The organism is Thermoactinomyces vulgaris (assembly GCF_005886755.1).
Taxonomy (GTDB): domain Bacteria; phylum Bacillota; class Bacilli; order Thermoactinomycetales; family Thermoactinomycetaceae; genus Thermoactinomyces; species Thermoactinomyces vulgaris.
Window position 1 is genome coordinate 840,941 of record NZ_CP039710.1, and the last position, 23,765, is coordinate 864,705.

Here is a 23,765-nt window from a genome sequence, read left to right on the forward strand (position 1 = left end):
TTGTTGAAAATCCCGTTTACGATCAGGACAGGGGTTCCAACATGCCAAAGCCTTGATTGGTATAACTCCCGATTCCCGCTTCCATTGCCACTTCCTGAATACGGGGGGATGCATGGATTTGCAGAGGCATTTGGTATCCTTTGGTCTTTTTTCCTTTGATGTCGATCAAAGTGGCAGCTTGTTCAAGGCGAAAGTGTCCGGGATTCAGCAAACGGATGCGAATGGGAGCCGGGTTGGAGTCATCCACTCCCCATTTCAATTTGGCCCAACGATGGAGGGATGTTCGAATTTGGTCATAAAAATTGCTTTCCAGCGGATGGCAAAACACCAACTTCCCTTCTTTGCGGACAGGAAATACCACTGGCCCCAAACAACGATAATTCATGACAGATTCGAAACGGGGCCGTTCCTCAAAATGAATCGAGTGCAAAGGAAAACGGTGTGAAAACAGTTGTAAATGGTTGAGTGCTTGGATGCCTTGGCAGAGTGCTTGCAACAAGGGAGGATGAATCGAATCCACTTTCCATGTCGCTTTTCCCTGTACCCGCATTTGTCCGGGGGATTTCCGGCAATGGTCAAAAGCGAGGGGGGAAAAAACGAACGGCTTGTATTTTCGTCCTTCATAGGGGATGCCTTCCTGATGCAACCACTCAGCCAGATCCGGATCCGCCATCCTGACGGCGTGGTAAAAGTAACTCATCAGGGCATATGGATAATGGTAAGGAAGTGATGTTTCCGCCGGGATCTCAAACACAAATCGAATTCGCATCAAATCGCTCCTTTAATAGTCTTCTTTCACTCTAGCAAAGGAGGAACAGGGCGAACAAGACAAGATGAAGTTGGGTCATAACCATCCGAAACCGGAGCCGGATGAAACGCTGCAAAAAGTGGTTAATCGGCTGAAAGAAAAGGATGATTGAAGTGAATATTCTAAAATGAAAGAAAAAACTAATTGACTGAAAAGAGACTGAAAGTTTATACTTAATTTTAGAGCAACGTTTTTATAACGTTATATTAAATTATGTTATATGGAGAATAACCCAAAACATTAAGGGGAGTGAAAATTCAAAATGGTAAAATTAATTGCGATTTACCGTCAGCCGGAAGACAAGGAGAAATTTGACGAGCATTATTACAATGTCCATGCTCCGTTGGCTGAAAAGATGCCGGGGCTTATCAAACTGGAAGTGAATAAAATTTACGGTTCTCCGGCCGGGAAGAGTGACCTGTATTTGATGGCCGAAATGTATTTTGAAACCAAAGAGGCGTTGAATGCGGCACTGGCATCCCCGGAAGGAAAAGCGGCTGGCAAAGATTTGATGACGTTTGCCGGCAAACTGGTGCAAATGCATTTTGCCGAGGTGGTGTAACAGGCGGCATGATGTCAACCGTGTGTGCATGCGGTTGGCGTCCCTCCAACATGAATTCATAGTATTCAGATCGGTTCGTGTATCGTTGTTTGAAAGCGCTACCGAAATGATGCGGACAGGTGGTTTGAGATGAAAAATGTAAGTGAGCATTCCACAAACGAAACGGTGATCAATCGTTTTAACCATGCCCTTGGCATTGAGATCGAGCAGTTGGATGAAGAAGGATGCACGGCATCTTTAAAAATCCGCCCGGAATTTTACAACAGCATGGAGGGCGTGGTGCATGGCGGCGTGACGGCCACGTTGGCTGATGTCGCTATGGGGCACGGGGCGGCTCCGCCTGTCAACGGTTTGCAACAATGCGTCACGGTGGAAAGCAAAATCAATTACCTTGCACCGGCAAGAGGCGACCGTTTGATTGCCGAGGCCAAGGTGATCAAAAGGGGATTGAAGATCATCGTGATGGAAGCCCGGGTCAGGACCGGTGACAGAAAGCTGGTGGCGGTCGCGGTTGGCACGTATGCCCGCATCCAGCCCAAACATGAATGAAAATTTTCACTCAAGGAGCCATGCATGATGGGAAAAGAAACGGTATTGCTGGAGAAAGAAGGCTATTTGGGGATCATCCGGCTGAACCGCCCGGACCGGATGAATGCCTTGGATTACTCCACCTTGGTTCGGCTCGGGGAAGTGATTGGCGAACTGGAACAGGATCTCAAAGAAACCCGGGCCGTCATCGTGACCGGAGAAGGAAAAGCGTTTTGCGCCGGAGCGGATTTGAAAAAGCGGAGAACCCTGAATGAACAGCAAGTCCGCCGCAATGTGAAAAAAATCCGGGAGGTGTTTTCGGCACTGGAGAGGCTTCCGCAACCCACCATTGCCGCCATCAACGGACATGCTTTTGGCGGAGGGTTTGAGTTGGCACTGGCATGTGATTTCCGGTTTGCCGTACAGGAAGCCAGGATGGGACTGACCGAGGTCAGTCTGGGGATCATTCCGGGAGCCGGCGGAACACAGCGGCTGACGCGGTTGACCGGCCTGGCCAGGGCCAAGGAACTGATCTTGACCGCCCGGAAAATCACGGCAAACGATGCGGAGGAATATGGCATATTAAACGGGGTTGCCGAAAACCGCGATCATCTGTTTAAGCTGTGCCGTTCCTTGGCCGGTGAGATGCTTTCCAACGCCCCGCTGGCGGTGTATCAGGCGAAATATGCCATCGACCGGGGAGTCGGGTTGGATCTGCAAAGCGGATTGGATCTGGAGTCCAAAGCGTATGAGGTGTTGATCCCCACCAAAGACCGGGTGGAAGCGTTGGAAGCATTTCGTGAAAAAAGGAAGCCGGTGTTTCGGGGAGAGTAACCGTCGGCCTGGCCGAAAGGGAGGGACATTCTGGTGATATTCAATCAAGCGATGGAAACCGCATCACGGGAGGACATGCAAAAACTTCAGCTGGCTCGTCTGAAAGAAACGGTAAAGCGTTGCTATGATAACGTTCCTTTCCACCGGGAAAATTTCGACCGTGCCGGGGTGAAACCGGAAGACATCCGGTGCTTGGAAGACATCCGGCGTTTGCCGTTCATGAAAAAGACAGACTTGCGCGAAAACTATCCGTTTAAACTTTTTGCGGTGGATCTCAGCAAAGTGATTCGCATTCACGGCTCTTCCGGAACCAAAGGAAAGCCGACGGTGGTCGGTTATACGAGAAAGGATATCGAAAATTGGGCAGAGATTGTCGCCAGGGCGATTTGCTGTGCCGGCGGCCGTCCGGGTGATATTTTTCATAATGCATATGGATATGGTTTATTCACCGGTGGCCTCGGATTGCACTATGGAATGGAATACCTCGGTATGACGGCCGTTCCGGTTTCGGGAGGGAACACGCCCCGTCAGGTTACGCTGATTGAAGATTTCAAACCCCGCGGCATTTCCGGAACGCCTTCTTATATCCTGAACCTCGTGGAAGAAATGGAAAGGCGGGGAATGGATCCCCGGGAAACCAGCCTGGAATACGGCATTTTTGGGGCGGAGCCATGGTCAGAGGAAATGCGCCGGCAGTTGGAAGAAAAGCTCTGCATCAAAGCAGTGGACATTTACGGATTGAGCGAAGTGATGGGGCCGGGTGTGGCGATTGAATGCCACGAAGCGCAGGACGGACTCCACATTGCGGAAGACCATTTTCTGGCGGAGGTGATTGACCCTGAAACCGGGGAAGTGCTTCCCGATGGTGCTGAAGGAGAGTTGGTCTTCACTTCGTTGACCAAAGAAGCGTTTCCGGTGATCCGCTACCGGACGGGCGACATTGCATCCCTTCATCCGGAAAAATGCAAATGCGGACGCACAACCCTCCGGATGTCGCGGATCAAAGGGCGCGTGGATGACATGCTGATCATCCGCGGTGTCAATGTTTTTCCGACCGAGATCGAATCGGTGCTTTTGAGTTTTCCGCAACTGGCACCCCATTATCAGGCGGTGGTGGAACGGGAAGGGGCGTTGGACCGGATTGAAGTGCACTGCGAAGTCACCCCGGAATTTATGGAGCAGGGCGGGGATATAGAAAACAGTCCGGAAATGGAAAAGCTGTCCAAAGAGATCGGGCATGCCATGAAAAGCACGCTGGGGGTTTCCATCTTGTTGAAGGTTTGCAAACCGCACACCATCCCGCGCAGTGAGGGGAAAGCGATCCGGGTGGTGGACAACCGGAACAATGCAACTGCAGGCTGAAGCATCGGCGGAAGAGGAATGGAAGGGAAACCAAAACCGGACAAGGAGGGGAGTTTGTGACCGGATATCAGATTGGCGTCGTCGGGGCAGGCACGATGGGATCGGGGATTGCCCTGGTTTGCGCCAAAAAAGGGCACCGGGTCTTATTGCTGGATGTGGATCCGGCGATGCTGGAAAAAGCCAAAGCTTATTTTCAATCGGTTTTATCGAGAGACGTCAAGAAAGGACGAATCAGCGAAGAGGGAAAAGCGTCGGTTTTCCGGTCCGTCCAATTTGTACAAGACCTGAAGAAGTTGGCGGACTCGGACATTGTGATCGAAGCGGTCTCGGAACGGATGGACCTGAAAAAATCAATTTTCCGGTCGTTAAGTGAAATTTGCCGGCCCGATGCCTTGCTTTTGACAAATACTTCTTCGCTTTCCATTACCGAAATTGCCGGCGGCCTGAGGAACCCGGAGCGGATTCTGGGGATGCACTTTTTCAATCCGGCTCCTGTCATGCCGCTGGTGGAAGTGGTCCGGGGGAAGAAATCGGGCGAAAAGCAGGCAAAGTTTGTTTATGAATTTGCGCAAAATCTGGGAAAAGTGCCGGTGTATGCCAATGATACGCCGGGATTCATCGTCAATCGCGTGGCCCGGCCTTACTACAATGAAGCGCTCCGCATCTTGGAAGACCGGGTGGCCGGCGTCGAGCAAATCGACCGCATTCTCACCGAAGCCGGCGGATTTAAAATGGGGCCGTTTGAACTCCAGGATCTGATCGGCATCGATGTGAATTTTGCGGTGACCGAGTCGGTTTACTCCGGTTTTTTCCATGAACGCCGGTTTCAGCCGAGCCGCATTCAACAAAAGATGGTTCAGGCGGGAACCATCGGCCGGAAGTCAGGTGAGGGATATTATGACTACGACAAGTAACACCGTTTTGCTGACGGGCGAGAGTGTGCTGCTTCCTGAATTGAAGGAACTTTTTACGGACAAGAATTATGAAGTGGTGACAGAAAAAACCGTTGAAAACGATGCACAGAAGATTGGGCTCGCCGTTGAAGTTTCCAATCTCGACTTGGAATTGAAAAAAGCCGTGATCCAAAAGCTGGACCGGGAGCTTCCGCCGGATGTTCCCATTCTCACGACTTCATTGGGAGTGTCGGCCACCGAAGTGGCGTCGTGGACCCGGAATCCGGAAAGAGTTTGCGGTTTTGGCACCTTCCGTCCGTTGTCGGAACGGAAATTGCTGGAGCTGGCTCCCGGTCTCAGGACATCTATGGAAACGTTGAAACGGGCGGAGGCGTTTTTTCAGTCGCTGGGCAAAAATACCGCTGTGGTGCAAGATGAGACCGGACTGGTCTTTCCGAGGGTTTTGTCACTCATCATCAATGAAGCCGTTTTTGCCGTGATGGAGGGGACCGCAACCCCCAAAGACATCGATATTGCCATGAAAAAAGGGACGAATTATCCATACGGACCGCTGGAATGGGCTGACCAAATTGGCTTGGACGAGGTTTACGCGGTGATTCGCGGACTGCATCGGGATTTGGCGGAAGAACGGTACCGGCCGGCTCCCTTGCTCCGGAAAATGGTGCTGGCCGGGATGCTTGGCGTCCGAAGCGGCGAGGGATTTTATACTTATTCCGGGGAAGCGGCCCGGCCATCGACAAGGGGGGACGAACGATGAGAATTCCGGTGATCGTGGATGCCGTACGGACAGCCATCGGAAGATACGGCGGCGCATTGAAAGAGGTCCGTCCCGATGACTTGGGAGCCGTGGTGATCCGCTATCTGATGGAACGAAACGACATCCCTTTGGAACGGATTGACGACGTGATCTTGGGGTGTGCCAATCAAGCCGGTGAAGACAACCGGAATGTGGCGAGAATGTCTTTGTTGCTGGCGGGCCTTCCGGTGACGGTGCCGGGAGTGACGGTAAACCGTTTGTGCGGCTCGGGACTGGAAGCGGTGAATCAGTGTGCCAATGCCATTGAAGCGGGGCGCGGAGAAGTTTATGTTGCCGGCGGAACGGAAAGCATGACAAGGGCTCCGTATGTGATGCCAAAACCCGAAAAGGGTTTTGCGCGCGGAGAGCAAAAACTGTATGACACCACGCTCGGTTGGCGGTTTGTGAATGAAAAGCTTGCCGAAATGTATTATCCGTACAGCATGGGGGAAACCGCGGAAAATGTGGCGGAACAATACGGCATCAGCCGGGAAGAACAGGACCGCTTTGCGTTGGAAAGCCAGCGAAAATACGCCAAAGCCCGGGAGGAAGGCAAGTTCAAAAGCGAGATTGTCCCGGTGGAAATCCCCGGGCATAAAGGGCAGGTCACCCTTTTTGCCGAGGATGAGCATCCCCGTCCGGATACGACCCTTGAACAGTTGTCCCGGTTGAAACCGGTTTTCCGCCAAGGCGGGACGGTCACGGCCGGCAATTCTTCCGGCATCAATGACGGGGCCGCCGCCTTGTTGCTGATGGAAATGGAAACGGCCGTGAAGCTCGGCTTGAAGCCAAGGGCCCGTGTGGTGGCTTCGGCTGTGGCCGGTGTGGATCCGTCCGTCATGGGAACCGGGCCGGTCCCGGCCACGAAAAAAGCGTTGAAACAGGCCGGTCTCACCATCGATGAGATCGATTTGATCGAATTGAATGAAGCGTTTGCCGCCCAATCCCTGGCCTGCATCCGCGAGTTGGGGATGAATCCCGCCCGGGTGAATGTCAACGGGGGAGCCATTGCCATCGGCCATCCCTTGGGATGCAGCGGGGCACGCATTCTGACCACCTTGCTGTATGAAATGGAGCGGAGGGGTGTGCGCTACGGGTTGGCGACGATGTGCATCGGGGTCGGACAGGGCATTGCCACGATAATAGAAAGGTTATAACCAAGAGCCCGATAACAGTCACAGAAGAAAGTTGACAAACTCCGTTCAACATTTGAAATATTTTTTTGTTATAATAGGCGAATAGGTTTGAGATGGAGAAAAACAGGCAACGGTTGAATGGAGTTGAAAGAGATTGAAGCCTCAATCGATGATTTTTACGATATATGGCGAATATGTCCGCCATTTTGGCGGGGAAATCTGGGTGGGCAGTTTGACCCGGTTATTGGGGCAATTCGGCATGTCCGAACAAGCCGTGCGCGTCGCCATATCCCGCATTGCCAGCCAGGGATGGCTGAAAGCGCGCAAAGTCGGCAACCGCTCCTACTACTCTTTGACGCCCCGCGGAAAAAAGCGGATGAATGAAGCCAGTGCCCGGATTTATAAGCAATCCCCGGGCCGGTGGGACGGAAAATGGTGCATCATTCATTACAACATTCCGGAAAAGCAGAGGGCCAAACGGGATCAATTGCGAAAAGAATTGTCTTGGATGGGCTTTGGCATGCTGGCCAACAGCGTGTGGATCAGCCCGAATGACTTGGCCGACCGGGTCAAAGAAATTGCCGAATCTTATGATGCCAGCGAATATATTGAAGTCTTCCGGTCCGAACATCTCGGCGTCAGCACGGATAAGCAGTTGGTGGAAAAATGCTGGAATCTGGATGAAATCAACAAGGCCTACGAAGAATTCATCAGCCACTATCAACCGCAATATGAAAGATTGAAAGAACAAGTGAAAAACCAGGAAGACATATCGGATGCAAAATGCTTTGTGGAGAAAACCAAACTGGTGCACGAATATCGCAAATTTTTGTTTATTGATCCGAGCCTGCCGGAAGAGTTGTTGCCCGATTTTTGGACGGGACGGGAGGCGGACCGGATATTCCGCCATTATTATGAGCTGTTGCATCCCGGTGCGGTCCGGTTTTTCCTGAGTGTTTTCAAAAGTGCTCCGGAGTAGAATCCAAGAGTGGACGCTAAACAAAGAGGGGGAGATTCTCCCTTCTTTTTTTGTGTTAATTTATTCTGACAATAAATATATTAATGAATTTTGTGCATTGAAAAACATGTTACAATATGTTAATATATCGTTAAACAAACGTTATATAAAAAGGTTGTGATGTGGATGCATATCTATGACCGGAGACTGTTGGAAGATCAGGAACATGGCAACGGGCATCCCGATGACGAAAAACGGCAAGAATTTCTTGCCCGGATTGAGCGCGGCGAAAAAATTGAAGCGGATGACTGGATGCCGGATGATTACCGCCGGCAGTTGATTAAATTGATCGCGATGCACGGGATCAGCGAAGTCATGGGGGCGTTGCCGGAGAAAGAATGGGTTCCCAAAGCACCAACGTTACGGCGCAAGCTGGCGATCATGGCCAAAGTTCAGGATGAGATGGGGCACGGACAATTGTTGCTGAGGGTGGCGGAAGATTTGCTGGCCCCGATTGGAAAAACCCGGGAAGACCTGATGAACGACTTATTTGTCGGAAAATTAAAATTTCATAATGTATTCCACATGGAGGCACCGACCTGGGCTGATGCCGGCGTGATCGGATGGTTGGTGGACGGGGCGGCGATCATCACGCAAACGATGTCGCTTAGCACCTCGTATGCGCCTTATGCCCGGGCGCTGCAACGGATTTGTGCCGAAGAAAAATTTCACATGCAACACGGCGAAAGCATCGTGTTGAGCCTGGCGGAAGGAACCCCCCGACAGCGCCGGATGTTGCAGGAAGCGGTCAACCGCTGGTGGCCGGCACTGCTCATGTTCTTCGGGCCGCCGGAAGACGGGGGGATTTCCAGCAACCAACGCCTGAACCTCCGGTATAAAATCCGTTCCAAAACCAATGAAGAGTTGAGGCAGGAGTTTTTCCACAAGTATGTTCCGCGGATTTTCCATCTCGGGTTGACCTTGCCGGATGAAACCATTCATTACGACGAAAAAGAAGGACGTTGGCATTACCGGCAACCGGACTGGAATGAATTCAAACAGATCATCAAAGGAAACGGGCCCCGATCCAAAGAGCGGCTGAGATTGAGAAAAGTTTCTTATGAAGAAGGAAAATGGGTGCGTGATGCCCTGCTCGCCAAGCAACGAAACGCGGTTCGGGGGGGAAGCGTATGACAATCGGGGACAAGGAAAAGAAAGACTTTTTCGTGTTTGAAGTTTTCAGCCAAAAAAGCCCGAATGCCCATTTTGTCCACCAGTTCAGCTTGCTGGCCCCGAATCACGAGGTGGCCATGTCCATGGCGCGTGAAAACTTCCTCCGGCGTGAACCGTGCGTCAATTTGTGGGTGGTCAAACGGGACGATATCTGGGTTTTGCCTCCGGAACAGCGCCGGTACTTGGAAAAGCTGGACAACAAGAGTTACCGGGAAACGAAAGGGTACGGCGATTTGCAATCGAAATGGCGCCGGCACAAAGAGCGGTACGAGAAGAAAAATGCTTCGGGAAAGTAAAAGGAGGGTCAGCATGTGAGCAATTTCCGTGTCGAATCGGCAGAGCAAGCCAAGCAGAATCCGGAATATTTATCGGCTTTGAAGGACTTGCTGCTTCAAATCGCCGATGATGATTTCATTATGGCTTTCCGGGGATCGGAATGGCTGGGACTTGCCCCCCATATTGAAGAAGATGTCGCTTTTTCCTCCATTTCACAAGACATGATGGGACATGCCGTGCTCTTTTATGAAATGTTGGAAGCATTGGGGGCCGGAAGAGCCGATGATCTGGCACAACTCCGCAAGCCGGAAGACTTCCGTAATGCCGTCCTGGTGGAGCGGGTGAACGGCCCCGGCCTTTATCTGGAAGAACCCCGCTATGATTGGGCTTATGCCATTGTGCGTTCGTATTTTTACAGTGTGTTCAAGCAAATCCGGTTTGAATCTTTGTCCCATGCTTCCTACCTTCCGCTGAAGCAGTCGGCGCGTAAAATCCTGACGGAACACCATTACCATCTGTTTCACTGGCGGGTGTGGATGAAACAATTGGCCGACAGTACGGAGGAAGCCCGGTCCCGTCTGAAGGAGGCGACGGAAAGGGCGTGGGAGGATGCAGGCGGATTGTTTCAGTTGGGGCCTGAAGCTTCCGCCATGGTCCGATACGGATTGATTGAAGGAGAAGAGCCGTTGACGAAGCGGTGGTTGGAGCAAGTGAACAAAGATTTTGAGGACTATGGCTTGCCTCCGGCCGGCGGGCTGAAAGCGCCCGGATGGAACGGACGGGCCGGGGAGCACACACCGGATCTCGCCGCGGCACTAAATACTTTGTCAGAAGTTTACCGGCTGGATCCCACAGCCCGTTGGTAAAGGAGAGGATCTGGGTGGCAGGGAAGGAAGAGATTTTTTTGGAACTGCTGCAAGAAGTGAAGGATCCGGAAATCCCGACGGTCAGCATGGTGGAAATGGGCATGATCCATCAGGTTCGTGTCGAGGATGATGTGGTGTCCGTGGATGTTTTGCCCACTTTTGCCGGTTGCCCCGCTTTGGACATCATGAAAAAAGCGATTGAAAAGAAACTGGGCGCGGTGGAAGGGGTCCGGGAGGTCCGGGTGAAATTTTTGCTCGAACCGGCGTGGTCCTCCGACCGCATCAGTGATGAGGGAAGGGAAAAGCTGAAAAAAATGGGCATCATGCCGCCGCCACGCAAGGATGAGCAAAAGGAAACCTGGGAAGTGAAATGTCCGTATTGCGGTTCTTCATACACCGCTCTGGAGAACTTGTTCGGGCCGGCCGCATGCCGGAGCATTTTATATTGCAAAAACTGCAAAAATCCGTTTGAAGCGTTGAAAATGATTTAAATCCAAATGGAGAAAGGGTGGCCAATCCATGAGTGAGATCAAAAAAATGTATATCCGGGGAGAATGGGTGGAAGCAGAAAGCGGAGAAACACTGGAAGTATTCAATCCGGCCACGGGAGAATGTGTGGGAGTGGTCAGTTACGGGGATGAACGGGATGCGAAAAAAGCCATTGATGCGGCGCATGAAGCGTTCAGAGACTGGTCCCGGTTGCCCGGACGCCAAAGATCCAAATATCTCACCAAATTGTACGAGCTGGTGATGAAACACCGCAATGAGCTCGCCGAACTGATGTCGGCGGAGATGGGAAAGCCTTTCGGGGAAGCCAAATTTGAAGCCGTGGGCAGTGCGGACAATTTCTTGTGGTATGCCGAGGAAGCCAAGCGGATTTACGGGGAAACCATCCCGTCCTATGACGGCAGTAAACGGTTGATGGCCATCAAACAGCCGGTGGGTGTCGTGGCCGCCATCACTCCCTGGAACTTCCCGGTCAACATGGTGGCGAGAAAAATTGCCCCGGCACTTGCCGCCGGGTGTACCGTCGTTTTAAAACCCGCGATGGAAAGCCCGTTGAGCGCGGTCCGGCTGTTTGAGCTGATGGAAGAAGCCGGGTTCCCCAAAGGCGTGGTCAATCTGGTGCTGGCCAAGGCGGAAAAGTTTGGCGACGAAGTGTTGCAAAACCGGAAAGTGGCGAAGATCACCTTCACCGGTTCGACCGCCGTCGGCAAGCATTTGATGGAAGGTGCGGCCAAGCAGGTGAAACGGATCAGCATGGAGCTTGGCGGACACGCTCCCTTCATTGTGTTTGAAGACGCCGATCTCGATGCGGCGGTTGCCGGTTTCTTTGAAAGCAAATTCCGCAACTCCGGGCAAATGTGCATTAGCACCAACCGTTTGTATGTCCATGAGTCCGTGGTTGATGCGTTTACGGAAAAACTGGTCGCACGGTTGAAAAAAACCAAGGTGGGTGACGGGCGCCAAAAAGGCGTGGAGATCGGGCCGCTGGTGGATGAAGAAGCATTAAACGGGGTGATGGAACACATCCGTGATGCCAAAGAAAAAGGAGGCCGCGTGATCTTTGGCGGAAACAGGCTGACAGAAGGGGAATACAGCAAAGGATTTTTCCTGGAACCGACTGTCATCACCCATGTCACCCCGGATATGAAAATTACTTATGAAGAAACATTTGGTCCCGTCGTGCCGATTATTCCCTTTAAAGAGGAAGAGGCCGTGTTGGAGATGGCAAACGACACCCGCTACGGATTGGCCGCCTACTGCTATACAAAGGACAACAGCCGCTGCTTCCGGGTGGCGGAGGCCTTGGAATATGGCATCATCGGCGTCAATGACGGCACCCCGACCCAGACCCAGGCACCTTTCGGCGGGTTGAAGGAAAGCGGCTTGGGCCGTGAAGGAGGTCGCTATGCGATGGAAAGCTTCCTGGAAACCAAGTTTATTTCCATGTCCATTTAGCCATTACTTCGAATTCTTTCCTTGCTTTTATTTTTAAACACTGAATTTGGATGGTGTCTGCAGAAGAGCTGAACCCTTGCGGATTCAGCTCTTTTCATTAGTTGTCCCGGTTATGGGCTTAATGCTCGCCGGCCAGTTGCGACAAACATTGATCAACTTGGGTCATGATTCTTTGCATCAGTTCTTCGACCTGTTCAAAACGGCTGAGGGCAGCGGCTTGGCCGGCCCACAAAGCCATGTAGTCCTTGTTTCCTTTTTTGGAGGCTGCTTGGCGCAGGTGCTTGGTCAAGGCGTTTTGGACCGGGTATGGGGGAAGGGGATGGGGATAGTTCTCCATTTCCCGGATAAATTCGTTTTGGATGGCCCGTGCCGGCTTTCCGGAAAAGACGGTTGTCATGACGGTGCTTTCATCGGTGCTTTGCAGGACGGCTTCTTTGTGTTTGTCATGGGCGCTGCTTTCCAAGGTGGGTAAAAAGGCCGAGCCCATTTGAACCCCGTCCGCCCCCAGAGCCAGGCTGGCCAGAACCCCGCGACCGTCCATGACCCCGCCGGCGGCAACGACCGGAATCCGGACATGATCCACCACTTGAGGGATCAGGGCCATCGTTCCGACATATGGAAATTCGGCGGAGAGAAAGGTTCCCCGGTGGCCTCCCGCTTCACTTCCTTGGGCTACGACGGCATCCATCCCGCTCTTTTCCACTTCGACAGCTTCCCGCACCGAAGTGGCTGTCCCGATGACCACCGTGTGACGGGCATGCAGTTCCTGGATGACGGCGGGGGACGGAATTCCAAAAGTGAAGCATGCGACAGGGACCTTTTCTTCCAGAATGACGTGAATTTGTTCTTCAAAGGAAATGGCGGCATGGCTTGTGGTTTCTTGGCCGGAGGCACCGGCGGCTTCTTCAAACCGCTTGAGATGATTTTTCATCAGGCGTTCTTGTTCCGCATTGGTTTCATAAGGCGCGGGAACCATCAAGTTGACGGCAAACGGACGGTCGGTTTGCTTCCGGATTTCCCGGATGGCTTGGCGGATGTCTTCGGGAGACATATAGCCCGCTCCCAGTGATCCCAGACCGCCGGCATTGGATACCGCCGCAACGAGCCGGGGACTTGTGATCCCGCCGGCCATTCCTGCCTGGATAATGGGGCGGGAGATTTGCAATAATTCGGTTAACCGGGTTTGATACCAAGGCATGTGAATCCCTCCCTGATCATGTTGTAAAATCCATCCGGGATCGTTTCTTTTGCACGGAATGCGATTTGAAGGTGGATTTTCAACAACCTAAATAAAACCTTAACTTTATTCTATGAAATTTACGGAATGATTTGAATTGTCGTGTCAGACGATCTCTTGATAAATGCATTCGATTTATACAGTTCCTGTCCAAAATTCTCACAGGAACGCCTCTTTATAAGGAAGAATGATCATGCAAAAAAGAAGATAAATTTTTAAGCTGGTGAAGATGATTTGATTCATTTTAGAGAGGGAATCGGATGAACATTGAAAAAGAAAGCAGTAAACCTCTTGACAAAAAAATTAATTTATGCTATAATTTAAAATTAATTCTATATTATATATAATGGGATTCCCGGACGTGGGGGATCCCATTTTTTTTAAAGGGGTGTATGGACGTGAAAAAAGGGGAATCCAGTTTAACCGCGCTGATTTCCGCATTTGGCAGGGCTTATCACAGCCAATTTGATACACCAAAGATTTTCGATGATTTTCTCGCCAAACAATTGATGACACAAGAAGAATATGATGCCATTAAAACCCATATGGTTCAAGGAATTTCGTTTTTCAACCCGGAAATGGCCGAGCAACATCGGGACAATCCGGATGAAATATTGAAATGGATCACCCAAGTTCAGTTATCGCCAACGCCTTTGGCACGGGCGGCCTATTGCGAAGCGGTATTGCAAAAGGAAATCGAATCAGGGGTCAGGCAATATGTCATTCTCGGTGCAGGCATGGACACGTTTGCCCAGCGGTATCCGGAACTGAAAAACAGATTGGAAATCTTCGAATTGGATCACCCTTTCACCCAAACGTTTAAATTGCAAAGATTGCAGGAGGCGGGTTTGGAAATACCGGATCATCTTCATTTCATTGCTTGTGATTTTACAAAGCCGTTTTCTTACGAAAAACTGTATGAAAAAGGCTTTGGCGATCAAAAAACCTTTTTCAGTTTGCTGGGCGTTTCTTATTATTTAAGCAAAGAGGAGTTGGCCGATTTGCTCCGGCATTTGTTTGCGAACGTTCCGGCGGGAAGTTCCATTGTTTTCGATTTTGCCGATGAACGACTTTTTGAAGAAAAAGGGTTCTGCAACCGGGTGGAGAACATGGTGAAAATGGCCGCGGCTGCCGGAGAGCCGATGAAATCTTGCTTTTCATTGCCGGAAATGGAGAACATGTTGGAGAAACCGGGCTTGCGGATCGTTGAACATTTATCGCCGGTCGATATTCAGGAGCGGTATTTTCGCAATCGGAATGATCATTTGTCTGCCTGCGAAACGATCCATTTTCTTCATGCCGTAAAAAGGGAAGAACTTTGATAAGATTCTTTCTTTCAAAGAGAGGATGAAGGATGATTCTGGAAACAGAAAGATTGTACTTGAGGGAATTGAAACAGGAGGATCTGGACCGTCTTCATGCCATCTTCTCCGATGAAGAGACCATGCGGTTTTACCCGGCGCCTTTCACCCGGGAACAAACCGGCCAATGGATCAAAAAAAATCAGGAACGATACCGGAAAGACGGGTTCGGACTGTGGGGGGTGTGTTTGAAAGAAACAGATGAACTCATTGGTGATTGCGGATTGGTTCGCCAGACGGTGGACGGCCGCACGGAAATTGAAATCGGGTATCATATCCATAAAAAGTATTGGTCCAGGGGATTTGCCACGGAAGCGGCCAAAGCATGCAAAGCATATGGCTTTCATCAATTGCATTTCAATAAATTGATCTGTCTCATCGATCCGAAAAATATTCCTTCCATCCGGGTGGCGGAAAAAATCGGTTTTACAAAAGAAAAAGAGGTTTTTATATTTGGCAAAAACCATGCGGTTTATTCGGGGTATAAAAAATAAGCTTATCGGGGATCCATCGGGTCTTGTATAAATCATCATCAGAAGCACTTGCCCTGTGTATTTGCAGGCAAGTGCTTCATTGGCAAGTAAAGATTGTTTTTTAATTTTTCCGGATCATGCTGAGGGTTTTTTATCATTCATCCAACTCTCCTCCGGGAAGAGCCGTAATCACGTGATCTTATGATTGATTAAACCAAGTGGTTCATGAGCCATTCTTTGGCTTTATCGCCTTCAAGCATTATTGGATTTTCAGGTGTACCGATATTAATGCTTTTTATATATGCATTATCAATACCTCTGATGTCTGTTAATTTTGCCCCTTTAATCAAAACATCTTCAAAAACGGAGACACTTACATCCACATGTTTCAAAGTAGCCTCACGAAAGTCAGCCTCCACAAAAAGACTGTTCACTAACTTGGCATGTGTCAGGTCTGTTTTGTAAAAGATGGTTTCAAAGCACTCACATTTAACAAACCTTGCATTTTTGGCATTAGCATGAGAGAAATTCACATAAGATAAATTTGCTTTCGTAAAATCAGCATGGGCCAAATTGGTATATTGAAATGTGGAGGAACACAGATGTGATGCAAACCAATCTTTACTTTTTAAGTTCATTCCATCAAATACACAATCTGTTAAAAAAGATTGATCCAAGGGATATTCCATTAAATTCATTTCACGAAAATCGATTGCGTCCAATTTTAATTTTTCGCCTTTTTTGCCAATCGTTTTAATCCATATTTTATGGGCTTCCAGACAATTCAATATTTTTTCTTGCATTTTGAAAACCTCTTTCTATGGATACCATATGATTCGGTCCTCAACCCCATTCTTTTTAATTGCATCTTCTAGCTCTTTGACATGTTGAGGAATTAAATCTCTTTTATCAATAATTACATTATGACCTCTACGAAACTCCGCATTAATCTTTTTCATTGCTTTTTCAACAGTAAAAGCGCCCTTTCTTGGAGAAGTGTGACCATTTGGATAGGAAACAAAACTTTTTATGTCCCATTTTATACCTGTGGTGGTATCAATAAATTCTGCGCCCCCGTCAGCCTGTGGATCACGAATGATTTTTCCTAGCTTTCCTTGACTTTCAAGCGCTAAACCTATTTCTCTTTCTTTAATCCCCTGTTCTGTAATTTGTCCGCCATGAGAAGGGTCTCTTGCTAAATCGTCATATTCCTCTTGGGTTCTTTTGACAGGATGATTTTTCTGATTTTTTCCACCCCCGTTTGTGCCTTCAATCCGATTCACCTCAGGTCTCCGGGGAATTTCCGGGGGTCCGCCGGCAGGCTGCAGTTTGGGACCGAATCCGAATCGTTCAGCCAGATCATCAATATAGACACCAAATTTCTTTAATAATTTCTTTCCGCCATTAAATATTCCTTTCAGGATCACCCCTGCTTTTTTGCCGGGGCCGGAAGCAATGCCGATGGCTGAGATCACTTTATCGACCGGGCTCAGTTTGTCCCCGGAGATGGAATCTTTTCCGGTAAAGAGGTCCTTCAAATTTTTGATGTTGGAGATGACCGGAATACAGTCGACAACGCTGCTTAACGCCCGGTCTGCCTCTTTTTTCCTTTCGCCTTGCAATGGATCGCCTGTGTATAGATCATATCCCAACAAACTTTCGACTGATTTTTTGAAGAAGCCGTCCAAAAATTCGTCATTTGCCTGCTTGCTTAATTTCTCCAAGTCTTTTTTATCCTTGGCGGCACCGATCCAGATAAGAAAATCGCCCAGCCAGGTGTTTTCGTCTTTTTTCTGTTGCGCACCTTGATTCGGTTTGACTTTGGTAAAGTCCTCATTCACTTCGGGAACCTCAAAACCTCCCGATGGATCGGCATAGCATGTTCCCGCCGACATGAAAAGAACAGCGAAACAAACAACAAGCCTGAACAAGGTCATGCAGAATCTTTTGATCATGATGATCACCCTGTTTAAAAAATCATAAGAATTATGGCAATCAAAAGGTTAACCAATACAACCAACAGCAGGGAAATGAGCATGGCGAAAAATCCCCTGAGTTTGGAAAAAGAGTGGATTTCTCCCAATGCAACGGCCATAAAGACGGCCCACCAAATTAAGATGGCCAGATCAAGCAGATGGAGGAAAATAAATAAGATTGATAAAAATGTACTGTTTTCCACGGTGGGTTGAACGGTTTGAAAAATTTCGTTTCCCAGGATCAGGATTTCCAAAAATCGGATGATCAGCGAAGCGGCAAAAAAGATCCCTGACCATGCGACGACGGGTTTGATTTCTTTGGTTGATCCTGTGCCTCCCAACCATTGTCCGGTAATGGAAAACAAATAGGTGGAAATCCAGACAAACAGGTAACCGGTCACCGGACTAAAGATGATTGCAATCAGCAAGATGGCGGACAAGCTCAAGGTATCCCCTGTGGAGTTGAAATAAGAATTGTCCAGATTCATGGAAAGGCCGGTCAGCAATATCAGCATAACGGGTATTTTCTTGTTGTTTAAAATCCGCTGGACCGTGTCCCCGGGGTTTAACCATATGGACAACCATGGAATGTTGAATTTGTTTTTCAATGGAGACAACCTCCCGTAAAAATGTAATGTTCCGTACGGATCTCATGGATCAATCACCAAACCGGCGCAAGGTGACAGTCCTATTGGCTGGATTTAACGATGTGAAACAAGAAGTTGTTTTTATTATAGAATATATAAAATATTTTAAAAACAATGAACTCAAAAGATTTGTAGATTATTTCCATCGGGGCTGAGGCTGTCCCTTGCGCCAAAACACAAAAACCGCCCCTTGAAATGGTGGCGGCTTTTTTATCTGAGACGGGATGACGTCGCTCGTTTAAAAATACTTCTTCTGCCCCTGATACTCTTTCAGGATTTCCACCGCTTCACGGAAACGCTGTGCATGCACCACTTCCCGTTCACGCAAGAATTTCAACGCATCATTGATGTCCGGGTCATCGGACATGTCAATCAGCCATTGGTATGTGGCCCGTGCCTTTTCTTCGGCGGCGATGTCTTCATACAGATCGGCAATGGGATCTCCTTTGGCCTGGATATAGGTGGCCGTAAATGGAACACCGGCGGCATTATGGTAAAACAGGGCTTTGTCATGATCTGCAAAATGGGCGCCCAGTCCCGCTTCTTTCAGCTGTTCCGGCGTTGCATCTTTGGTCAATTTGTACACCATGGTGGCGATCATTTCCAAGTGGGCAAATTCTTCCGTGCCGATATCCGTCAAAAGGGCTTTGACCTTGTCCGGCAACGTGTAGCGCTGGTTTAAGTAGCGCAGGGCTGCGGCCAGTTCCCCGTCAGCGCCCCCGTATTGTTCAATCAGAAATTTGGCCAGTCTCGGGTTGCATTGGCTGACCCGGACCGGGTATTGCAATTTTTTTTCATAAATCCACACCGAATCTTTCCCCCTTTATATTTCCCAAGGCCAGGGACCTTCATTCCATCCGTCGGGATACTGGTTAAAACTGTGTCCGAAATGCATCAGGGGACCGAACTGTTTTTCATATCGGCGGCGGAGTTTGTCGCGTTCTTTGGCGTACCAGTTGTATTGGTCAATGGCGGACAGATCATCCGGATGGGTATCCAAATAAAGGTTCAATTCAGTCAACACAAAATCCACTTCCTGTAACTGCTTGAGCATTTGGAAGCGTTTGGCGTGATCCGGATACGTATCCATTATCTTTCCTCCCTTGGCGTTTTTTTCGGAGGATAAGGGCTGTATAAAATAGGCCACAGTGTTCCGCGGCGCAGGGCTTTGTGCGGCGGATATTGGGGGAGGCCGGGCGGTTGAAAACCAAGGAATTGGTTGGGTGCAACGACGTAAGTTTTGACTCTTTGTGGAGGGCAGGGATCCAAAGGGCTGATGTACGGATACCAAATCCGCTGTTGATAACGGAACGGGTCGGGCGTATTGCGGTCGCGGCAGTCTTTCACTCCAATCACCCTTCCTGTGAAAAATAAAATGGGAGGCATAATAACGATATGTATAAAAAAAGCATTTTAGAATGAAAAACATATTTTCCGGTTACAAAAAAACGGTGATGATGCAGAAAACTACTGATGGCGGAAAACGGCTCGAATACCAAATTTTCCTATGCATTGGCTGATTTGATCCGACACAAGCTATAGACAACAAAGCCAAGGAGGTGAAAAACACATGGCACAACAAGATCGCACTCGCAGTTCTAATCAATTGCTGGTGGCTGGTGCTGCTCAAGCAATCGATCAAATGAAATATGAGATTGCTCAAGAGTTTGGCGTTCAATTGGGAGCTGACACCACTTCCCGCGCAAACGGTTCTGTCGGGGGAGAAATCACGAAACGTCTGGTTTCCATGGCTCAACAACAGCTTGGAGGAAGCAACTTCTAATTCAGGACAATGAAATAGCATGGTCATTGGGTGGCGGCTGTGGAAGCCGCCACTTTCAATGGAAAGAAATACATCCATCCGGGATGTTCCATTATTCATAATTTGTTTTATTCAAATTCTTTACTTTTTGGCGAAAAGAGTTTATTTTATAAACAATAGTTGCAATTATGAGAGATTGGGAGGGGATTTGGATGGCGAAACTTTACAATTTGACACAAGATATTGACCGCCATGCCCAAAGCGGCAAGGAAGCGATCCGCTGGGTCAACGCAGAGGGGAAAAGACGTTCGTTTTCTTATTCTGAATTAAAAGAGAGATCAGATCGTTTGGCCAAAGGGATGGTGGAGCTCGGACTGGACAAGGGAGACCGGGTCATGATTTTATTGCCGCGAATCCCTGAGGCTTACCTTTCATACATAGCGTGCTTAAAAGCCGGATTGGTGGTGATTCCGGGATCGGAAATGTTAAGGGCCAGCGACATTGCCTACCGGCTTCGCCATTCCGGTGCGAAAGCGGTGATTGCCCATGCTTCGCTTGCGGAACGGGTGGAAGAGGCGGAAAAACAATCTCAATCGTTGCACAGCCGGCTGATTCACGGAGAGGAACGGGATGGCTGGAAACCTCTTTTATCCTTAAATGGAAGCGCTTTAACGGAACTCCCGGAAACCACCGAAGAGGATATGGCCTTTTTGTCTTACACATCGGGAACCACCGGCAATCCCAAAGGTGTGATCCATCACCACAGTTGGGCGATTGCCCATCAAAAGACGGCGACCGAAGCTTGGCTGGACATACAGCCGGATGATGTGGTCTGGGCCACTGCCAGCCCGGGATGGGCCAAATGGATCTGGAGCCCGTTTGTATCCACTTTGGGAGCCGGGGCGACGGCGTTTGTATATCACGGGACTTTTGATGCCAAAACGTATCTGGAGCTCCTGCAGGATGAAAAAATCAATGTGCTTTGCTGTACCCCCACTGAGTATCGCATGATGGCGAAACTGGACAACTTAAAGGATTATCAGTTGTACTTGAGAAGCGCAGTCAGCGCCGGGGAACCCCTAAACCGGGAAGTGATTCAGGTCTTCCAAACCCATTTCGGGATCCGGGTGCGGGACGGTTACGGCCAGACCGAAAATACATTGTTGGTGGCCACCATGAAAGATATGGAAACCAAACAAGGTTCCATGGGCAAACCGACTCCCGGCAACAAGGTGGCCATTATCAACGACGAAGGAAAAGAAGTCCCGGCGGGGGAAGTGGGGCATATTGCGGTTCATCGTTCCTCACCGGCTTTATTTAAAGGATATTATCAGGATCCGGAAAGAACCCGGCAAGCGTTTATTGGAGATTGGTACCTGACCGGAGACCGTGCAAGAAAAGATGAAGACGGATATTTATGGTTTGAAGGCCGGGCGGATGATATTATTATCAGCTCTGGATACACCATCGGCCCCTTTGAGGTGGAGGACGCTTTGGTCAAGCACCCTGCCGTGAAAGAGTGTGCGGTGGTGGCCAGTCCGCATGAAGTGAGGGGGTCGATTGTCAAAGCGTTTGTGGTTTTGAAAGAAGGATTTTCCCCATCCGAAGAGCTGATCCAAAAGTTGCAAGATCATGTCAAAAAGATAACGGCTCCTTACAAATATCCGCGGGAAATCGAGTTTGTCGGCCACTTGCCCAAAACAGCCAGCGGAAAAATCCGCCGGGTCGAACTTCGGAATTTGGAAAAGCAAAGAAAACAGGCATCGTCTTGAAAGGATCAAAGCGCTTTCGGTATAATGAATGGGACTTGAAGGGAAAAGGAGTCCATGAAATGAAGGTATTTGCGCATGGTTGCAATATCAACTTCCAGGAATCCGTCCGGGAAATGGTGATTTCCGATTGGAAGCGGCTTTTGGATAAAATGCTCGATCAGCAGGAAAAAACGCTTTTTGGGAAAATCGATCTTGAAGCAAAAGAAGTCAGGGTTTACGGCCGCTTGGAAAGCTTTGATTATGATGAGGAAGGGAACCGGTGCACGTTTTCTTTCCAATGGATGGATGAACCGAAGCAAGAGGAAGAGAACCAGAAGCTGGAAGATGTGTATTTGAGCCACGAAGCCAGCTTTGATATTGTGGATGAACAAGCCGGTCCCGTTCATTACCGGGTTTTATATATCACGTTTATGGATGAAGAGACGGGAGATGAAACCACTTATTTCTTTGCGGATGAAGATGGCGTCTTGGAACCGTTGGCTTGTGTGGCGGAATTTTGGCAGCAGGTATGGGAGTTGGGACGGGACATCGATTTTGAAATGTTTGGATGTTCGGTTTATGACATCAATCGCAAACCATGCGGTTGTGAATGAAATCACGGGATAAGGGCAGAAGTCTTTGGACTTCTGCCCTTTTTTCGTTTTTTAGGTATATAACGTGTGACTTTGAACGGCTGTTTCATACAACTAAATCAACCGGAAAAAGCCATCGTTCACCATTTTCGCTTGTTTTTGAAGACCTCTTTAAACACGTTGCTGATGGCCGGAGTGTTCATGAGCTGAACCAGAAATTCATCCGAGCCGCTGCTTTCAGCGGATTGTTTGGAAACGGTTTTTTCTTTTTGGGGTTTGGTTTGGACTTGGTTCAACTTTGCGAGGGCAGAGATGAGTTCTTTTAAAACTTCTTTATCCGTCACCGCCAAGTTGACCGATTGCATAGCTTTCACGATGTCATCGAATTGTTTGATCCGTTTGGACAACAAGCCGGACCAGTTTTGGATTTCTTTCCAATAATCAAGAGAATCTTCCGGCTTTTTTTCCATCGTCGTACGCACCGCCTTTCAGGAGAAGGATTCGATGGAAATATATTCACAAGATTGTGAATCAGTGAAACCGGGGAGTGAAAATCATGGAATACACCAATGGTCTGCTCCCTTCTTCGGCAGAGAAGTGGAATGCGCGGCCGCCGCAAGGCATCCGGAAAATTTTTTACCTCCGCAGCGGCCATTCTTTGGACCGTTGTTTGAAGGAAATGAGATATTCAGGGGTCCGGCCGATTCGTTACTTATCCCATTTGGGGATGATCATCGGGGAATACACCCGGCCTTCCCGCTCGCATAAACTGGAAGGAATCGAGTACTGGGAAAGCGACATCCGGATAACGATCACCGAACCTTATGTCGGAACATTGAACACTCCTGTCAAGCAGGAAAATTTGCCTTGGGGAATTGAAAGAATCAAGGCGCACAAGGCTTGGAAATGGAGTAAAGGAAGAGGGATACGGGTCGCTGTGATCGACACGGGCATTGCGGATGATCATCCGGCGATCCGTGACAATTACCGGGGTGGTATCAATATTCTCTCTCCTTACCATACCCCGAGGGATTATAACGGCCACGGCACGCATGTCGCAGGGATTATTGCCGGACGGACGGCAGAGGCCGGGATTGTGGGGGTTGCCCCGGAGACGCATATTTACGGGGTGAAGGCGTTTAACCGCAAAGGAAGTGCCAACCTTTCCGACTTATTGAGTGCGATCAACTGGTGCATCGAAAATAAAATGCATGTCATCAACATGAGCTTTGGCATGGACAAAGTCAGCGAATCCCTTCGCCATGCCATCCAGATTGCTCACCGGAAAGGGATTTTGATGGTTGCGGCGGCAGGGAATCAAGGAATGTCTTCCCGGATTGATTTTCCGGCCCGCTATCCGGAAACCATCGCGGTGACATCGATTTCGAAAAACGGGGAATTGTCGGTGTTTAGCAATATCAGCAAAGGAGTGGACATTGCCGCCCCGGGGGACCGGATCCTGTCTGCCTGGCTGAATCATTCCAAACGGGAGATGAGCGGGACTTCCATGGCGGTTCCCCATGTGACCGGAACCATTTCGCTCTTGTTGCATCTCAATCCGTATCTCAATCCGGAGCAAGTCCGTTACATTCTCACACAATCGGCGGAAAAGCACGATCACCTCAAGGAGATCGGCGCGTTGAATGCCTACGAGGTACTGCGGTTTTATCACAAGATCTACCGATATTAGGCCGGGTTTCCATTCAAAGAAAGGTTGGAAAAGAAAGATC

28 protein-coding genes are annotated in these 23,765 nt (G+C 49.3%); 19 read left to right on the forward strand and 9 right to left on the reverse strand.

The annotated features are described in order from the left end of the window. Positions 1-22: 22 nt before the first annotated feature. Complete coding sequence (gene cas6, locus FA954_RS04370; RefSeq protein ID WP_037995566.1) at positions 23-769, reverse strand: CRISPR-associated endoribonuclease Cas6; 747 nt, start codon at positions 767-769, stop codon at positions 23-25. Between the two features lie 301 nt (positions 770-1,070). On the opposite strand from cas6, the gene FA954_RS04375 reads away from it, so the two are divergent. The 13 genes from FA954_RS04375 (at position 1,071) to FA954_RS04435 (ending at position 12,235) form a co-directional block, all read left to right on the forward strand. Next, a complete protein-coding gene (locus tag FA954_RS04375) occupies positions 1,071-1,370 on the forward strand; it encodes an EthD family reductase (RefSeq protein WP_037995564.1) in 300 nt (99 codons plus the stop codon). 129 nt (positions 1,371-1,499) lie between these two features. Beyond that, entirely contained in the window at positions 1,500-1,919 is a 420-nt protein-coding gene (locus tag FA954_RS04380) for a PaaI family thioesterase (protein WP_049720439.1), read from the forward strand. Positions 1,920-1,946: 27 nt separating this feature from the next. Then, positions 1,947-2,732, forward strand: a complete 786-nt coding sequence (locus tag FA954_RS04385; protein ID WP_138614888.1) for an enoyl-CoA hydratase-related protein — start codon at positions 1,947-1,949, stop codon at positions 2,730-2,732. Positions 2,733-2,765: 33 nt separating this feature from the next. After that, entirely contained in the window at positions 2,766-4,094 is a 1,329-nt protein-coding gene (gene paaK / locus FA954_RS04390; protein ID WP_037995560.1) for a phenylacetate--CoA ligase PaaK, read from the forward strand. Between the two features lie 95 nt (positions 4,095-4,189). Beyond that, positions 4,190-5,008, forward strand: a complete 819-nt coding sequence (locus FA954_RS04395) for a 3-hydroxyacyl-CoA dehydrogenase NAD-binding domain-containing protein (protein ID WP_232335102.1) — start codon at positions 4,190-4,192, stop codon at positions 5,006-5,008. After that, positions 4,992-5,765 carry a 3-hydroxyacyl-CoA dehydrogenase family protein gene (locus tag FA954_RS04400; protein ID WP_037995555.1) on the forward strand — a complete coding sequence of 258 codons (774 nt, stop codon included), beginning with the start codon at positions 4,992-4,994 and terminating at the stop codon, positions 5,763-5,765. Before FA954_RS04395 ends, FA954_RS04400 begins: the two co-directional genes overlap by 17 nt. After that, complete coding sequence (gene pcaF, locus FA954_RS04405) at positions 5,762-6,961, forward strand: 3-oxoadipyl-CoA thiolase (protein ID WP_037995553.1); 1,200 nt, start codon at positions 5,762-5,764, stop codon at positions 6,959-6,961. Before FA954_RS04400 ends, pcaF begins: the two co-directional genes overlap by 4 nt. 133 nt (positions 6,962-7,094) lie before the next feature. Next, positions 7,095-7,919 (forward strand): phenylacetic acid degradation operon negative regulatory protein PaaX, encoded by an 825-nt coding sequence (gene paaX, locus FA954_RS04410; protein ID WP_037995551.1) that lies wholly within the window; start codon positions 7,095-7,097, stop codon positions 7,917-7,919. 165 nt (positions 7,920-8,084) lie between these two features. Beyond that, the gene (paaA, locus tag FA954_RS04415; protein WP_052186692.1) at positions 8,085-9,092 is read left to right on the forward strand and encodes a 1,2-phenylacetyl-CoA epoxidase subunit PaaA; all 1,008 of its coding nucleotides are present in this window, start codon (positions 8,085-8,087) and stop codon (positions 9,090-9,092) included. After that, positions 9,089-9,427 carry a 1,2-phenylacetyl-CoA epoxidase subunit PaaB gene (gene paaB, locus FA954_RS04420; protein ID WP_037995548.1) on the forward strand — a complete coding sequence of 113 codons (339 nt, stop codon included), beginning with the start codon at positions 9,089-9,091 and terminating at the stop codon, positions 9,425-9,427. Before paaA ends, paaB begins: the two co-directional genes overlap by 4 nt. 15 nt (positions 9,428-9,442) lie before the next feature. After that, entirely contained in the window at positions 9,443-10,273 is an 831-nt protein-coding gene (gene paaC, locus FA954_RS04425) for a 1,2-phenylacetyl-CoA epoxidase subunit PaaC (RefSeq protein WP_037995547.1), read from the forward strand. Positions 10,274-10,287: 14 nt separating this feature from the next. Further along, positions 10,288-10,764 carry a 1,2-phenylacetyl-CoA epoxidase subunit PaaD gene (gene paaD, locus FA954_RS04430; RefSeq protein WP_231564599.1) on the forward strand — a complete coding sequence of 159 codons (477 nt, stop codon included), beginning with the start codon at positions 10,288-10,290 and terminating at the stop codon, positions 10,762-10,764. Between the two features lie 28 nt (positions 10,765-10,792). Next, positions 10,793-12,235: an NAD-dependent succinate-semialdehyde dehydrogenase gene (locus FA954_RS04435; RefSeq protein WP_037995544.1), complete on the forward strand. Its 1,443-nt coding sequence runs from the start codon at positions 10,793-10,795 to the stop codon at positions 12,233-12,235. 118 nt (positions 12,236-12,353) lie between these two features. Here FA954_RS04435 and FA954_RS04440 read toward each other — a convergent pair whose 3' ends face one another. After that, positions 12,354-13,433: an NAD(P)H-dependent flavin oxidoreductase gene (locus FA954_RS04440; RefSeq protein ID WP_049720431.1), complete on the reverse strand. Its 1,080-nt coding sequence runs from the start codon at positions 13,431-13,433 to the stop codon at positions 12,354-12,356. Positions 13,434-13,864: 431 nt separating this feature from the next. On the opposite strand from FA954_RS04440, the gene FA954_RS04445 reads away from it, so the two are divergent. Next, on the forward strand, positions 13,865-14,794 hold the full coding sequence (locus tag FA954_RS04445; protein ID WP_175413170.1) for a class I SAM-dependent methyltransferase: 930 nt from the start codon (positions 13,865-13,867) through the stop codon (positions 14,792-14,794). 32 nt (positions 14,795-14,826) lie between these two features. After that, positions 14,827-15,327, forward strand: a complete 501-nt coding sequence (locus FA954_RS04450) for a GNAT family N-acetyltransferase (protein ID WP_037995541.1) — start codon at positions 14,827-14,829, stop codon at positions 15,325-15,327. Between the two features lie 188 nt (positions 15,328-15,515). Here FA954_RS04450 and FA954_RS04455 read toward each other — a convergent pair whose 3' ends face one another. From FA954_RS04455 to FA954_RS04480, 6 genes are all read right to left on the reverse strand, one after another. After that, positions 15,516-16,109 carry a pentapeptide repeat-containing protein gene (locus tag FA954_RS04455; protein ID WP_037995538.1) on the reverse strand — a complete coding sequence of 198 codons (594 nt, stop codon included), beginning with the start codon at positions 16,107-16,109 and terminating at the stop codon, positions 15,516-15,518. 15 nt (positions 16,110-16,124) lie between these two features. Continuing rightward, positions 16,125-17,261, reverse strand: coding sequence for a pre-toxin TG domain-containing protein (locus FA954_RS04460; RefSeq protein WP_062843106.1), 1,137 nt, complete (start codon positions 17,259-17,261; stop codon positions 16,125-16,127). 14 nt (positions 17,262-17,275) lie between these two features. Next, positions 17,276-17,890, reverse strand: a complete 615-nt coding sequence (locus tag FA954_RS04465) for a YIP1 family protein (RefSeq protein ID WP_037995533.1) — start codon at positions 17,888-17,890, stop codon at positions 17,276-17,278. A gap of 277 nt (positions 17,891-18,167) precedes the next feature. Further along, a complete protein-coding gene (locus FA954_RS04470; RefSeq protein ID WP_037995530.1) occupies positions 18,168-18,737 on the reverse strand; it encodes a manganese catalase family protein in 570 nt (189 codons plus the stop codon). Between the two features lie 15 nt (positions 18,738-18,752). Then, positions 18,753-19,019 (reverse strand): spore coat protein CotJB, encoded by a 267-nt coding sequence (locus tag FA954_RS04475; protein WP_037995529.1) that lies wholly within the window; start codon positions 19,017-19,019, stop codon positions 18,753-18,755. After that, positions 19,019-19,222 carry a spore coat associated protein CotJA gene (locus FA954_RS04480; RefSeq protein WP_037995690.1) on the reverse strand — a complete coding sequence of 68 codons (204 nt, stop codon included), beginning with the start codon at positions 19,220-19,222 and terminating at the stop codon, positions 19,019-19,021. Before FA954_RS04480 ends, FA954_RS04475 begins: the two co-directional genes overlap by 1 nt. A 277-nt stretch (positions 19,223-19,499) precedes the next feature. Here FA954_RS04480 and FA954_RS04485 point away from each other — a divergent pair, with 277 nt between their 5' ends. The 3 genes from FA954_RS04485 (at position 19,500) to FA954_RS04495 (ending at position 22,056) form a co-directional block, all read left to right on the forward strand. Next, positions 19,500-19,712 (forward strand): alpha/beta-type small acid-soluble spore protein, encoded by a 213-nt coding sequence (locus FA954_RS04485; RefSeq protein WP_037995524.1) that lies wholly within the window; start codon positions 19,500-19,502, stop codon positions 19,710-19,712. 191 nt (positions 19,713-19,903) lie between these two features. Then, the gene (locus FA954_RS04490; RefSeq protein ID WP_231564598.1) at positions 19,904-21,463 is read left to right on the forward strand and encodes an acetate--CoA ligase; all 1,560 of its coding nucleotides are present in this window, start codon (positions 19,904-19,906) and stop codon (positions 21,461-21,463) included. 59 nt (positions 21,464-21,522) lie between these two features. Continuing rightward, entirely contained in the window at positions 21,523-22,056 is a 534-nt protein-coding gene (locus FA954_RS04495; protein WP_049720425.1) for a hypothetical protein, read from the forward strand. Between the two features lie 119 nt (positions 22,057-22,175). Here FA954_RS04495 and FA954_RS04500 read toward each other — a convergent pair whose 3' ends face one another. Further along, a complete protein-coding gene (locus FA954_RS04500) occupies positions 22,176-22,505 on the reverse strand; it encodes a hypothetical protein (protein ID WP_037995515.1) in 330 nt (109 codons plus the stop codon). Positions 22,506-22,591: 86 nt separating this feature from the next. On the opposite strand from FA954_RS04500, the gene FA954_RS04505 reads away from it, so the two are divergent. Continuing rightward, entirely contained in the window at positions 22,592-23,725 is a 1,134-nt protein-coding gene (locus FA954_RS04505; RefSeq protein WP_049720424.1) for a S8 family peptidase, read from the forward strand. Positions 23,726-23,765 lie beyond the last annotated feature (40 nt).